Source organism: Rhizobium sp. 05L429, assembly GCF_056397645.1.
In genome coordinates this window covers 60124-73961 of the sequence record NZ_JBFTNV010000010.1, presented here as the reverse complement: position 1 = coordinate 73961, position 13838 = coordinate 60124, and the positions used below count along the sequence as shown (strand labels likewise).

12 protein-coding genes are annotated in these 13838 nt (G+C 60.0%); 8 read left to right on the top strand and 4 right to left on the bottom strand.

What is annotated here, in order from left to right; translation table 11 throughout:
- The 4 genes from AC1DNW_RS12825 to AC1DNW_RS12810 all read left to right on the top strand — a co-directional run bounded on the left by AC1DNW_RS12825 (position 1) and on the right by AC1DNW_RS12810 (position 4534).
- On the top strand, positions 1 to 1605 hold the full coding sequence (locus AC1DNW_RS12825; protein ID WP_477852949.1) for a ribulokinase: 1605 nt from the start codon (positions 1 to 3) through the stop codon (positions 1603 to 1605).
- Between the two features lie 47 nt (positions 1606 to 1652).
- Positions 1653 to 2612 (top strand): sugar ABC transporter substrate-binding protein, encoded by a 960-nt coding sequence (locus AC1DNW_RS12820; protein ID WP_477852947.1) that lies wholly within the window; start codon positions 1653 to 1655, stop codon positions 2610 to 2612.
- 105 nt (positions 2613 to 2717) lie between these two features.
- A complete protein-coding gene (locus AC1DNW_RS12815; RefSeq protein ID WP_115038270.1) occupies positions 2718 to 3788 on the top strand; it encodes an ABC transporter permease in 1071 nt (356 codons plus the stop codon).
- Positions 3785 to 4534, top strand: coding sequence for an ATP-binding cassette domain-containing protein (locus AC1DNW_RS12810; RefSeq protein WP_477852945.1), 750 nt, complete (start codon positions 3785 to 3787; stop codon positions 4532 to 4534). The genes AC1DNW_RS12815 and AC1DNW_RS12810 overlap by 4 nt, the downstream gene beginning before the upstream one ends.
- A 943-nt stretch (positions 4535 to 5477) precedes the next feature.
- On the opposite strand, the gene AC1DNW_RS12805 is transcribed toward AC1DNW_RS12810, so the two are convergent.
- The 4 genes from AC1DNW_RS12805 to AC1DNW_RS12790 all read right to left on the bottom strand — a co-directional run bounded on the left by AC1DNW_RS12805 (position 5478) and on the right by AC1DNW_RS12790 (position 9383).
- Positions 5478 to 6221 (bottom strand): GntR family transcriptional regulator, encoded by a 744-nt coding sequence (locus AC1DNW_RS12805; RefSeq protein WP_477853130.1) that lies wholly within the window; start codon positions 6219 to 6221, stop codon positions 5478 to 5480.
- A 153-nt stretch (positions 6222 to 6374) separates the two neighbouring features.
- On the bottom strand, positions 6375 to 7505 hold the full coding sequence (locus tag AC1DNW_RS12800) for a sugar phosphate isomerase/epimerase family protein (RefSeq protein ID WP_477852944.1): 1131 nt from the start codon (positions 7503 to 7505) through the stop codon (positions 6375 to 6377).
- A gap of 68 nt (positions 7506 to 7573) precedes the next feature.
- Positions 7574 to 8449: an amino acid ABC transporter permease gene (locus AC1DNW_RS12795; RefSeq protein ID WP_477852942.1), complete on the bottom strand. Its 876-nt coding sequence runs from the start codon at positions 8447 to 8449 to the stop codon at positions 7574 to 7576.
- A 4-nt stretch (positions 8450 to 8453) separates the two neighbouring features.
- Entirely contained in the window at positions 8454 to 9383 is a 930-nt protein-coding gene (locus AC1DNW_RS12790) for an ABC transporter substrate-binding protein (protein ID WP_477852941.1), read from the bottom strand.
- 577 nt (positions 9384 to 9960) lie between these two features.
- Here AC1DNW_RS12790 and AC1DNW_RS12785 point away from each other — a divergent pair.
- The 4 genes from AC1DNW_RS12785 to AC1DNW_RS12770 are packed head-to-tail and all read left to right on the top strand — an operon-like array spanning position 9961 to position 13812.
- Positions 9961 to 11073: an ABC transporter ATP-binding protein gene (locus AC1DNW_RS12785; protein ID WP_477852940.1), complete on the top strand. Its 1113-nt coding sequence runs from the start codon at positions 9961 to 9963 to the stop codon at positions 11071 to 11073.
- A gap of 46 nt (positions 11074 to 11119) precedes the next feature.
- On the top strand, positions 11120 to 12163 hold the full coding sequence (locus AC1DNW_RS12780; RefSeq protein ID WP_477852938.1) for an ABC transporter substrate-binding protein: 1044 nt from the start codon (positions 11120 to 11122) through the stop codon (positions 12161 to 12163).
- A gap of 10 nt (positions 12164 to 12173) precedes the next feature.
- The gene (locus tag AC1DNW_RS12775) at positions 12174 to 13001 is read left to right on the top strand and encodes an ABC transporter permease (protein ID WP_477852937.1); all 828 of its coding nucleotides are present in this window, start codon (positions 12174 to 12176) and stop codon (positions 12999 to 13001) included.
- On the top strand, positions 12994 to 13812 hold the full coding sequence (locus AC1DNW_RS12770) for an ABC transporter permease (protein WP_477852936.1): 819 nt from the start codon (positions 12994 to 12996) through the stop codon (positions 13810 to 13812). Before AC1DNW_RS12775 ends, AC1DNW_RS12770 begins: the two co-directional genes overlap by 8 nt.
- Positions 13813 to 13838 lie beyond the last annotated feature (26 nt).

Here is a 13838-nt window from a genome sequence, read left to right as displayed (position 1 = left end):
ATGGCCGACACCTATCTCATCGGCATGGATTTCGGGTCGGAGTCAGCCCGCGGTATCCTGGTGAATTCCCGGACCGGCGCACAGGAGGGACATCACGTCCACCCCTACACCAATGGGATTTTGACGACCTCCCTTATGGGCCATGCCTTGCCCGCGAATTTCGTTTTACAGGTTCCCTCTGACTACACGGAGGCCGCCGAACAAATTCTTTCCGCGCTAGGAAGCGGAAAGACCATTGACGGAATTGGTATCGACTTTACAGCTTCGTCACCAATGCCCGCGAGAGCGGATGGGACGGCCCTCGCTGAACTCAACCCGGAAGACCCACACGCCTATGTGAAGCTGTGGAAGCACTCGGCCCAGTCTCAGGCGGATGCGATCAACGCTGGCGGCGGGGAGTATCTCAAAAACTTTGGTGGCAAGCTATCTGGAGAATGGTTGATCGCGAAGGCGGCTCAGCTGAGTTCCGAGGCACCCGGAATCTGGGACGAGACGGACCGTTTCATCGAGGCGGGCGACTGGCTCGTATGGCAGCTTACCGGTAACGAAATGCGAAGCTTGGACTTCGCCTCTTACAAGGCGCAATTCTCCGCAGCGTCAGGCTACCCGCAAGATGTCGTGCCCGGGCTAACTCGGCGGCTGTCTCCGCCTTCGCAGGTCGGTAGCGCGGCAGGCGTTTTGACAGCTGAGTGGCGTCAACGCACCGGCCTCCTGGGCGATGCCATTGTTTCCGTCGCAGTGATCGACAGTCACGTTGTTCTGCCTGCTGTCGGTGCCGTCGCCCCGGGTGTGTTCGTTGGCGCGCTCGGAACTTCTGCCGGATTCCTTATCCTGGACGACGAGGGACGAGGCTTGCCGACCGGTCTTGAGGGAGCGGCATTTGGTGCTGTTCTGCCGAACCTATGGTGCTACGAGGCGGGGCAGGCGGCCTTCGGTGATATGCTGGCATGGTACGTCAAGACGTTTCCACGCGACCCCGACCTCTCAAAAAACTTCGCCTCTTACAACGAAGCCGCCCAAGCGCTCGGCCCGGGCGAAGGCGGCGTCATGGCTCTCGACTGGTTTGCCGGCAACCGCATCCCGCTCGCGGATTCGGCCCTTTCCGGACTACTCGTTGGCCTGAGCCTCAAATCGACGGCTGCGGGGATTTATCGGGCCCTGATCGAAGCTCTTTGCTACGGAACCAAAACCATCCTGGACTTGGCCCTCGCTGCGGGCGTTCCTGTCCGGCGCGTGATCATGACGAGCGGTCTCACACGCAACAACCCGTTTCTCGTCCAAACAATGGCGGACGTTTTGGGGCGGACTATTGAGGTCCCCGACGTTGAAAACCCGACTGCGCTCGGTGCCGCAATCCACGGTGCCGTCGCGGCTGGGATTGTCGGCTCGTTTGCCGAGGGCGCTGAGCAACTTGGGGCACGCAGCCACCAGAGGTTCGAGCCGAACCAGGATCGCTTGGCGGATTATCAGGAGCTTTACGCCGAATACAGACGCCTAGCTGCGGATGAAGAGTTACGGCGGGCTATGCGCTCGCTTCACATGTTCGATGCCCGGGACAGACAGTATCGGCAGCGAAAGCCGCAGGAGGTCGAGGCGGCACAGTGAGCTTCAGATTGGAGCGACATCGATCGTAACGGGAAGTGGAGGAACCAATGAAACTGACAGTGAAAGCCGGCATTCTGCTGGGGCTAGCCGCATCTATGCTGAGCACTACCGCATATGCGGCGGACAAGCCCAAGGTGCTTGTGATCTATCCGTACCTGGGTGACCAGTCGTTCGTTCGAATGCACAAGGCTTCGGAGACGGAGGCGAAGAAATTCCCGGACGTCCAGATCGACATCGTTGCTGGTCCAGATCGCACCAATGCCAACTACTTCATCACCGCCATCGAAAAGGCGATKACAGAAAACTACAACGTAATCGCCATCAACCATGGCGGTGCGGCCGCACAGCTCTACCCAGCGCTGAAGAAGGCAGAGGCGCAGGGCATAAAGGTCGTCGGTTTTGACACCGGTCTACCCGAGTTGAAGGGACACGCCTCCGACGTGCTCTACGACATTCCTGGCGCATCGGGTAAGGCCGGCGATTTGTTTGCCCAGATTGTACCCGAAGGGGCGAAGATCGGCATCATCCGGTGCCTGCTTGGCAATCCGGACACCGATGCCTTTATCAATGGCTTCAAGAAGGCAACGGAGTCGAAGAAGTACAACGTCGTTATGGACGCCGATGCCAAGTGCGATCCCGCCAGCGCGCGGACGATCACCGAAAACATGTTGACGTCTTCGCCTGATCTGGGCGGTATCTTCAACGTGTTCGACGTGTCCGCACAGGGTTCCCTCCAAGCGCTCAAATCCAGCGGCAGCAAGGTGCCTTTGGGGTCGATCGGCGGTCAGCTGTATGGTGCAGAGGCGGTCGCGTCTGATGGCAACTGGAAATACACCGTGCCGTATCCTTTCGAAGCTATTGGCTCGACCGCGATCGATACCGCCGTCAAGGTCGCCAAGAACGAAGCCGTTGAGCCGGTAACCGTCGTGCCTGTCGCCACACCGCTGACCAAGGACAACGCCGAGGCTTACGTGAAGGACCTCAAGGCGAAGCTCGCCGCTAAGTAATTCACGGCACCAGCGTGAGACTGCGCCCCAGGGCGACGCTCAGGGGCGCAAAGTCATAATTTCAGCCGATTTCGGCTCGGCAGCCGACGTCAGAAGGTTTCGATCATGTCATCCACCAACACAGATAACGTGGCAGGTGCGGCGAATGCCCAACCGACTACGCCGGAGCTGGACAGCTCCGAAGCTTTGAAAGCACCCGGTATTCGATTGGGGCTGCGTATCCTGAGAACGGGACCGGCGGTGATCCTAATCGCGCTCATAATCATAATGAGCTTCCTCAATGAGTATTTCCTAACGGTTCGGAATCTCCAGAACCTCCTGACGCAGACAACGATGATCGCAACACTGGCGCTAGGGCAGCTGCTTGTCATCATCGTGCGGGGGGTCGATGTTTCGGTAGGTAGCGTCCTTGGTCTGACGGTGGTGCTGTCCGGTTTGATGATGGATTCCGGCATCGACAACGGTCTACTCCATGTCGTGGTCTTCCTTTCGGCAGGTGCACTCTTCGGACTGTTCAACGGCTTCATGATCGTGAAGGGTGGAATTCCACAGCCTTTGATTGTCACCGTCGCGACGCTGGGTATCGGTAGAGGCATGGCGCTTCTTCTGAGCGGCGGCACCGAGCACATCGGGATGGCTCCTCTCGTGCAAGCCGCTGGCAATGGGTCGATTGGGGGCGTTCCGGTCCCTGCGATACTCGTTGCGTTCGTTACGCTGGTGCTCGCGGTTCTGACGCTCAGGACGCTTTGGGGCCGGTGGATTTATGCCGTTGGCGGTAACCCAGATGTTGCGGGATGGTTGGGGGTTCCGCGGGACCGGGTCATCATGAGCTGCTACATGCTGTCGGGCATGACCGCAGGCATTGCCGGGTTGATCTATGCCGGCCGGACGGATGCCGCTTCGCCGCTCGCGGGTGTGGGAATGGAACTGGACGCCGTTACTGCGGTGATCATCGGCGGGGCCAGCCTCTTTGGCGGTCGGGGCCATATTGTCAACGCCCTGATCGGCGCTCTAATCATCGGGGTCATCCGCAACGGTCTCAACCTGATGAGTGTCTCTCCGTTCTGGGAAGCCATCGCCATTGGCGCTTCCATCCTCTTGGCGCTCGAACTCGACGTCCTCCGTCGATACTTCGAAGAAAAACTCCGTGCACGTGCGGCGAGGGCAATGCGATGAACAGCAACGTCGTTTTAGAGGTGCGCAACGCCGTGAAATCCTACGGCTTCGTCACTGCCCTGGGCGGTGTGGACCTAACCCTCCACAAAGGCGAGATCCTCGCTCTCCTCGGCGACAACGGAGCTGGGAAGACTACATTGGTTCGCGCGATCAGCGGCGTCATGCAGCTCGATGAAGGCGAGATCCACCTAGCTGGCGAGAAGCTTTCGCTGAGTTCGGCGGGCGATGCGCGTCGTGCCGGCATAGAAACAGTGTTTCAGAATCTCGCCGTTTTGGACAATCTGAATGTCTCCTCCAATTTCTACATCGGTCGCGAGAAGACATGGCCGAGTTGGATGGGGCCCTTTGGCTTCCTGAATAAGACTCGGGAGGCAACCGGTTGGGTCGGCGCTGCAAACAACCTCGGGATCAAGGCGTTGAATCCTGGTCAGGAGATCGGGCTGATGTCCGGCGGACAGCGTCAAGCGGTTGCCGTCGCTCGAGCGGTGGCGTTCGCGAGCAAGGTGGTCATCTTGGATGAGCCTACCGCCGCACTCGGTGTACGTGAATCAGCTCAGGTGCTCCGCTTGATCAAGTCGCTTCCGGAGCGCGGCGTTTCGGTAATTCTAATCAGCCACAACATGGACCACGTGGTCCAAGTGGCTGACAGGGCCGTTGTCATGCGGCAGGGGCGGATTGCAGGCTCGGTAGTGCCAAAGAAGGAGTCGGTTCCGGAACTGATCGGGATGATCATGGGAGCCAACTGAGGCGCCGCTTGCTCTTGGAGATTTTTGGCGGGTGCTCAGAGAGCACTGTGCCGTCGGTCACGCTGGGTGGGTCGGATGTTCAAATTGACAAGAGGCTGCGCCCCGCGGATAACGCCAGGTGTTTGGTCCTTGATTTCGGCCAGAACATCATCCGAAGTCGCGCCCATTGTACCGCGCTCACAAGCGTTTATTGAGCAACTCGTTATTCTCCCGACCGCTCGTCATCTATTTTACGCGCGCTTTCGATACAGGCCTGCTGGCTTCGCGCCCAACTTGCCAGCGAGAGAAGGGGCCCGTTCAGGGAATGTCCTCAGGGGCCGAGCGGGTGGTTTATGTGTCGCGTGACGACCTCGCTGCCGCACTCGCCGGCGCATTGGTGTCCGAGGGCTACGCGGTTCGTCGCATTTAATGGCGGCATCCAGTGGGTTCCGCGACCTTTTCAACGCGCTCGGGATCGTCGATATAAACGTAGGTGATCCCGGAGGTATCCAAGCATCCGGCGCGATCTACGCTCCCGCCGCGGCCGAGAAGTCTGTTGTGCGAGATTTTCTGAGGCTGGTGAGGGCTGAAGTGGGTTTGCTCAACCTTCCAGTCGTACAGGAGGCGGCGACTTAGCGAGTGGGGAAACCTCCGCGTGCAGACCCCGCTTCGCGGTTCCTCGAGCCACGCATCTCGTCATTAGAACCGGCAAACTGCGCAGATGTACGAACTTCATTTTGAGCCCGCGGCAACACCATGATCGCGTGTCGGCGTGATCGCCAGCATTTTCGCCTGCTTTAACGAGGACCTTCGGGCAACTATGAGCGATTTGGCATTCGATAGGAGCCTTGGGCCGCCATCGATCAAGCAGCGGCATAAAATTTTAGCATCGATTCTCCTCAAGAGCGGCACAGGCGCTTGCGCTATGAAGGAAGCGCTACTGCCCGGCTCCGAGCTGATAAGCTCATGAGAAGTTCTCCAACACTGCTAGAAACGTATGCCGATCGCCCTGGCCCTCTGTGAGGCGCACGCGCCCCTCGATGTCCGCGAGATGGTGATCCATCAAGTCCTGTGCCTTGGTCAGGTCCTTCGCCTTCAACGCCGCAACGATCATGCGGTGGTGGTCAGCACCACAGTCGTCTTTGCGGTCTTCTTCGTAGAGGGACATGACGAGCGAAAGGCGCGCGACGATCTTGGACAGCATTTCCGTCAGTACAGGATTTCCGGCAAGATCGGCGAGGACGATGTGGAATTTGCCCGAGAGCACCGTCTTCGACTTCTCGTCGCCGTGGTGATGGATGTGCTCTTCCTCGTCCGTCAGGCGCTCCAGCGCATCGAGTTGTTCTCTTGTCGCTCGCGTGACAACAAGTTCAAGCAGCAGCCGCTCTAGCTTCCGACGTGCTTCGAACAGGCTCTTTGCCTGCTCGATGCTCGGTTCTGCAACGAAGGTGCCGCGGTTTCTCTTTCGCTCGAGAAGATGATCGCTTTCGAGTACGCCGAGCGCGCCGCGAACGACGGTGCGGCTAACCCCGAAATGCTCCGCGATTGCTTCTTCAAGGATCTTGGTACCCGGCGTGAGGGCGCCTTCGCCGATCGCCGCCGCCAACGTATTGCGAATGCGCTCGGACACATCGTCATTGTCTGCTGTCTCTGCCGCGCCGTTAGCGGTTGCGGGCGATTTCTGGCTTTGACGGCGCGTTCTCTTCATCATCCTCTCCAAGCTATATCACGGTCTTCGGACCGTGCCGTAACCGATATCTGCGCGCTGTAATTTTTTCTATAAGAATGTTTGTGCGCAACTCGATGTTTCCACCATAAGCTTGTGAAGTCGGGCGGCCGAAGCCGCCGTCATTTCAGGCGATCACGCTGCCTGCTTGTTTGCCGTCGTAGCGTTTAGGGCAATGCCCTTTTCCTTGCAGATCGTTTCGATGTGACGTGCCGACTGCTTGATGAACGCGATCGCCTCGTCGAAGCCGTAGGACTGATGATCGTAGCTCGGATAGCCGTACTGGCTGGCTTCGTAGGCCTCCCAGTCCGGAACCTCGCCGGATGTGACGCGTGTCTCGTACGCATCGACTAACGCCATATAGGCGTCGAATTCTTCGGCTGTCAGATCGGGATGGCCCGCGCGCCAGATCGGATCGTGGATCTGGATGCACTGGCGCGGATAGGCCTTGCGCGGCTTGTCGGCGACGGAGGCTGCGACCTCCAGCGAGAGGTTGAGCGCGGGGTTGGCTTCGGCGAGGATCGGCAGGATCGTCTCGAAGTCGACGATACCGCCGCCGACCGGGCGGGTCTGGAAGTCGAGGCCGCCGGGCGCGCGGCCGACATAGGCGTCCTTGATATGCGTCTGGCGAACGAAGGGCGCGAGGCGCCTTGCCGCGAAGGCTGGGTGCTCGGCGCGCTGCAGGCCATTGGCGGTGTCGAAGACGGTGCCGACGCAATCCGGACCGACCTTCTCGATCAGCCGCAGGATCTCGAAGGAGGTGATCTCGTCATGGGTCTCGATGTTCAGATGCGCGCCATGCGCGCGGGCAACAGGTGCAAGCTTCTTCAGAACCTTCTCGATGCCCGTGAGTTGGTCTTCCCAGGTGATGTCGGTGCGGAAACGATCGTTGGCCAGCCGGCCGCGATATTCGGACTTGAAGTTGCCGGGCGCGACCCAGAGCTCGAAGCAGCCGATGGCAGCGCTCGCTTCGATCATCCGCATGAAGGCTAAGATGATGTCGCCGTCGCCGGCGGCACGAAGAGCAGGCTCCTCGGCACTGCAATAGGGATTGATCTTGCCGACGCCGCTTTCCAGGTAGAGACCGAGCTCGTCTGCCTTCGCCCTGATGTCGCGCATTTCGCCGATGTCGAGCGTCGGACTCATGTCCAGCGCCGTCGAAAAGAAGATACCGGAAAGCCCGAGCTCCTTGACGTGGTCGAGGCTGCCGAGCGGGCCACGCTTCTTCGATTCCGGCAGTTTGATATTGTCAATGCCAAGCTTCATGATGTRTTCCTTGTCGTTTCCTGACAGGCGCCGCTGCTCTGGCGACGCGCTTTGTTGTTGGTCTGTCCTCAACCGCGTTTGCCCGTGCGGGACCTGCCGCCGCCGCTGCGGTATTTGGGCTGGAGGCTTTTCTCGAGATAGTGCTGCCCGATCGACGCCACCGTGGTGATCGCGAGGTACCAGATGGAGGCGACGAACAGCAGTTCGATCACCAGGAAGTTGCGGGCGTAGATGACCTGCGCCTGTGTCAGCAGGTCCTGCATGCCGATGACAGAGACGATGGCGCTCGCCTTCAGCATGCCGATCGCCTGGTTGCCGGTCGGAGGCACGATGAGGCGCGCCGCCTGTGGCAGGATGATCGTGCGGAATGTTTGCCGTGGCTTCAGCCCGAGTGCCGTTGCAGCCTCCCGCTGCCCGCGGCCGATGGCGAGCAGGCCGCCGCGGATGATCTCCGACATGTTGGCGGCTTCATGCAGCCCGAGCGCCAGAAAGCCGGCGAGCGCCGGTGTGACGAGGTCGTTGATCGAGATGCTGTAGTGTCCCACCCCGACCTGCGGAATGAAGAGCGCGATATTGAACCACAGGAAGATCTGCACGATCAGCGGCACGCCGCGAAACCACCAGACGAAGCCTGCGGCGATCGCCTTCAGCACGATGTTCGTCGATGTCGCCATGACGGCAAGCAGGCAGCCAAGGCCGATGCCGAAAACCATAGCGCCGGCTGTCAGCTCCAGCGTCAGAAGCACCCCGCGCAGGATAGAGGGATTCACGAGGTAGCGCGGAATCTCCGACCACTGCACGCTTTGGCTCTGCGCGACAACGCTGCCGAGAAGCACCAGCGCGAGGATCGCGCTGGCACCGGTAGCGAACTGTCCCCACTTGATCGACCGCATGGCCGGTGGCGGCAGGCTCATTGTCGTTGTCTGCGTGGTGAACAGCGTCATGGGTTCACTCCGCCGGCATGCTGGCGGCGTCGTTGACCTTGACGGTCTTCACCGCGAGCGGGCCGAGGCTCCACTTCTTCATGATCGTCTCGTATGCGCCGCTGTCGACCATCTGCTGCAGGGCGGCGACGACGGTGTCGCGGAGCTCCGGATTGTCCTTTGCCGTCAGCATGCCGAGATAGCCGACCGCAAGACGGATATCGGGAAGCGCCTGCAGACCCTTGCCGTTGCCGGTCTGGTGTTCGGTCGTGTAAACGCTGGTCGCGTAGCCGTTGACGGTGGCGTCGGCACGGCCGGTGCGCACCGCCTGCAGCACGTCGGGCATCTTCGGGATCGCCATGATGTCGATCGGCGTCTTGCACTTCGCCGAAGCGGCCTCGACCATCTTGCCCTGGAAGGTGCCGACCGGAACGGCGACCTTCTTGCCGCAAAGATCTTCCATGCTCTTGATGCCGAGCGGATTGTCCTTGATCGTCATGATGGTGGTGGCATCGTACATGTAGTCGATCACATCGACCTGCTTTTCCAGTTCGACGTCGTCGTTAATGCCTGAAATCGTCATGTCGAAGCGCTTGGAGAGGATTGCGGGAACGATGGCGGCGCCGGCGCCGACATCCGTCATCTGGACATTGAGGCCGAGGATCACGCCGAGGGCCGCGGCGATATCGGCGTCGATACCGACAAGCTTGCCGTCGTCACCGTGGAAGCTGATCGGCGGCGTCAAATCCGTTGCGACCTTCAGCGTGCCGGATGCCTTGATGGACGCGGGAAGACCATCCGCCAGCTTTTGGTTCAGCACCACGCCTGGGAGCTTGCTGACGTCAGCCACTTCCATCTTCTCGGCCGCGCTCTCCGCTGCATGGGCGGAAAGTGATATGAGGGTGATGAGTGCCGTGGCGATGCCGGTCTTCAGAACTGTCGGCACGTTTTTCATTGGATCCCCTTTTCGATTTTTTTGCTGTGCGTGAATTTTCAGGAGATACCAAGCAATCACCGTGCCAGTTTTGTGTTAGAGGCATCAAGCGATTGAATATGAACGAATAAACCTTCCTCAGTATTTTTACGAATAAAGGTTCGTACATTACTTCGCATAATTGTTCGAAATAACAATGATTAAAAAATCGCCCTTGCGTCGATTTTCTGGGCGAGAACCGCCTCAAGTCTCGCCGTTTCCCTCATGTCTATTCTTATCACGATGCTGTTGGCCGGGGAAATTGCCTGTTTCTCCCCAGATGCTGCAGATATCCGGCCGATAAATGTGCAGAATTCTGCACCACATCGAACCTTTATGATAAAACTTTAGACAAATAAATTTCCGAAATAAATGTCGGAAATTTATTATAAGAAAGTTTCGAAAGTTTAGAAATCATAAAAAGAGACATTTAATCAGTCGGTTGAATTGGTCTCCATCAATGGAATCTGAATCTGGCACGGCCTTTGCAGTTCCCTTTTCATGAACATGCTCCGGCGTCGGAGCGATCACTGCCACCACGCAAGATCAGGGAAGCCACATGCTGGACATCGCAAAGACTACCGATCGCAAGCGGCTCAGTGTTCGGGGCGTCACCCATAGCTATGGCGGGCAGAATGCCGTCAGCGACATATCCTTCGATATCGAGGCCGGCGAGATCGTCGCGCTTTTGGGGCCGAGCGGCTGCGGCAAGTCGACGGTGCTGAGGGCAATCGCCGGCCTTATCCAGCCAAAGGCGGGCAGGATCGTGCTCGGCGACGACGACCTTGCAGATGTCTCGGCCCGTGCACGCGGCATCGGCATGGTCTTTCAGAACTATGCGCTGTTCCCGCATCTGACCGTTGCGGAAAACATCGCCTATCCGCTGGCCTGCCAGAAAGTGCCGCGCGGGGAGCGAAACGCGCGGGTCGATGAGATGCTCTCGCTTGTCCGGCTCGATGGCTACAGCAACCGCCTGCCCCGCGAACTCTCCGGTGGCCAGCAGCAGCGTGTCGCGGTCGCCCGCGCCATCGCGGGCCGTCCGTCGCTCCTGCTTCTCGACGAACCCTTTGGTGCTCTCGACAGGGCACTGCGCTTCGACCTGCAGGTCGAGCTCCTGCATCTGCAGAAGACACTCGGCATCACCACGCTGATCGTCACCCACGACCAGGAGGAGGCACAGAGCCTCGCCAGCCGCCTGGTCTTGATGAATAAGGGCAATGTCGAGCAGATCGACACGCCGATGGCCGTCTACGACAGGCCGAAGACCCTGTTCGTCAACACCTTCATCGGCCAGACCAACGTTCTTCATGGCACTGTTGCCGAACTCGGCGAAGGCAGCACGGTCATCGCTCTGAAGAGCGGCGAAAACCTCGTCCTGCCGCGCCGCCTGAGCTTCACCACCGGTTCCGTCGTCACGATCACCTTCCGGCCCGAAGAGGTCCGTCTGATGACGCAGCCCGGCATGAATGCGCTTGCCGCGCGCGTCACCGTTGCCGTGCCGCTCGGCCCGACGCTGATCCACGACCTTGTGCTGAACGACGGCACGGGCCTGCGCGCTTCCGAGGTTCGCGGTCCCGGCACCGCCATTCCCGATATCGGTGCCCAGCTTTTCGCAGAGATCGACACCCGCAGGTGTCACGCATTTCCGGCCGAACCGGAAAGCATCCAGTGAATGCCAACAACAGAATGACATCAACAACAACCAACAGAGGTACAGCATGAACGACTTCAAAATGACCCGCCGCCATTTCGGCCTTCTCGCTGCCGGCGTCGCCGCAGCCTCCGCAATGCCCTTCGCTGCCCGCGCGGCGGCAGGCGAAACCGCGATCGCCGCGACCTTTCCCGGAAACTGGGAAGACGGCTATCGCAGCGTTCTGGGCCCGCTCGTCAAGGAAGCCGGCTACGGCCTGACCATCGCCCCGTCGATGGCGCAGGATCAGCTCGCGAAGGTCATGGCGAGCCCCGGCAACCCGCCCTACGACACGCTGCTGATGTCGCCTGGCCAGATGGCTGTCGCTATCGAGAACGACATCATCCAAAAGATCGATCCGAGCCGTCTGAAGAACTGGGGCATGCTCGATCCTGCCTTCCAGGGTGAATACGGTCCGACCGTGACGATCGAGGTCAACGGCATCGCCTATAACCCAGATCTCGTGCCGCGCCCAAAGGGCTATCGCGACCTGTTCGAGAATCCGGCCTATAGCGGCCTCGTCTCCTGGACCGGTTTCGGCTCCAACACCGCCGTCATGGCCTATACGGAGATGGCGAAGATCTTTGGCTCCGGCCCCAACGACATGGACGCGGTCTTCAAGGTGTTCAAGCAGCATCCGGAACAGTTGAAGGGCGTGGTCGACAGCACCAACCACCAGATGACGCTGTTCCAGCAGGGCGAAATCGCGGTCTTCATGTGCTCGACCGGCAATGTCGCCCGCCTGAAGTCGATGGGTCTCAAGGCTGAGTATGTCGCTCCGGAAACCGGCGCGCCGGCAGCCCCGGTCAACATCCACCTGACCAAGGGCGCAAAGAACCTCGATGCGGCCTATGCCTATATGGACGCCGCCATTTCCAAGGCAGCGCAGGACAAGCTGAAGCTGCCGCCGACCGAGATGTTCCCGACCAACAAGGACGTCGCGCTGACGCCCGAGATCGAAGCCTATGTGACGCGTGAGCAGCTCGGCAACATGGTCTATCCGGACTGGGTCGCCATCAACAAGAACCGCGCCGACTGGATCCGCCAGTTCGACGCTCTCGTCGCAGGCTGAGGAGAGCACGATGAAGGCGGGCGGTTTTCCATACGTTATCCCGATGCTGTTGCTGTCGGTGGCGTTCTTTGCGACGCCGCTCGCCGTTCTCGTCGGTTTCAGCTTCACGGGGCCGGACGGCGCCACGCTGGGTAATTACATCAGGTTCTTCGGGGACGCGTTCAATTTCCGCGTCCTCCTCAACACGGCACGGCTCGGTCTATTAACCGTTGCCGCCACGACGCTGCTCGGCGTGCCGATCGCGCTTCTCTACTGGCACAGCGGCAGGACGGGGCGTCAGGTCATCATCTTCCTGACGCTCGTCCCGATGCTGACCAGCAATGTGGTGCGCACCTTCGCCTGGATCGTCATTCTCGGGCGGCAGGGGCCGATCAGCGAAGCACTGCTTGGGCTCGGGCTAATCGGCCGGCCGATGACCCTGATGTTCACCGAACTCGGTCTCGTCATGGCCATGTGCCAGATCGACCTGCCATTGATCATCCTGCCGCTCGTCGCCATCCTGTCACGCACGCCGGTGCAATATACCGAAGCCGCGCAGGTCTCCGGTGCCGGTCCCTGGCGCATCTTCGTGACCGTGCTGATCCCGCTGATGCTGCCCGGACTGCTGGCCGGCTGGATCCTGGTCTTTGCAAGCACCAGCAGTTCCTTCGTCACGCAGGCCGTCATCGGTGGCGCGCGCAACGTCTACGTTCCGCAATTGATTTACCGCGAGGTCGGCACGCTGTTCGACTGGCCGCTGGCATCGGCGATCGCCGTCGTCCTGCTGCTCTCCACCGGTTGCCTGCTCGTCGCAATGACGATCATTTCCCGTCACAGGAGGCTTGTCGGCCATGGCTAATCGTCACGAAAGCCCGATCCCCGGTCTGCTCTATAAGCTCTTCGTCTTCGGTTTCGGCACCTTCGCCGTGATCTATCTCGTCGCGCCGATCGTGATTGCTCTGACAATGTCTTTCACCTCAGGCCAGACCCTGAAATACCCGCCCGAAGGCTTTTCGCTTCGCTGGTACGAAGCGCTTCTCGATCCCGTCCGTTCGGCGACGGAACATGCAGCCGCCTTCAACTCGCTCAAGATCGCCGGACTTGCGGTTCTGGGTTCGCTGCTCTTTGCAGTGCCGGCGACCATCGGCATGAGCCGGATGCGCAAGGGCGCGGTCGGCGCGATCGAGCCTCTGCTTCTGTCGCCGCTGGTGCTGCCCAGCCTCGTCTACGGTCTGGCGGCCCTGATCGTCGCCAATTTCATCGGGCTCCAGCCCTCGCTTTGGTTGACCGTGACCGGCCATGTCGTTGTCTTCGGGCCGCTGATGTACCGCGCAGCCTCCGTCGTCGCGCAAGGACTCAACCCTTCGCTCGCCGAGGCATCGACCGTGATGGGCGCATCGTGGTTCACCACGCTTCGCCGGGTGACACTGCCGCTCCTGATGCCGGGCATTCTCGCCGGCGCATTTCTGGTCTTCATCCAGTCGCTGGACAATGTCTCGATATCGCTCTTCCTCGCGGATGCCGAAACCACCGTCCTGCCGCTGCGCATGTTCGCGCTGATCGAGGAATCGCTCGACGTTCGCGTCGCCGCGATCTCGGGCATCCTCATCGGCCTCACCCTAATCGTCATGCTTGTCGCAAGGCGCGTTCTTGCGCCGCGGCAGGCCTGACCAATCTCAAGAACAATCTGGAAGGA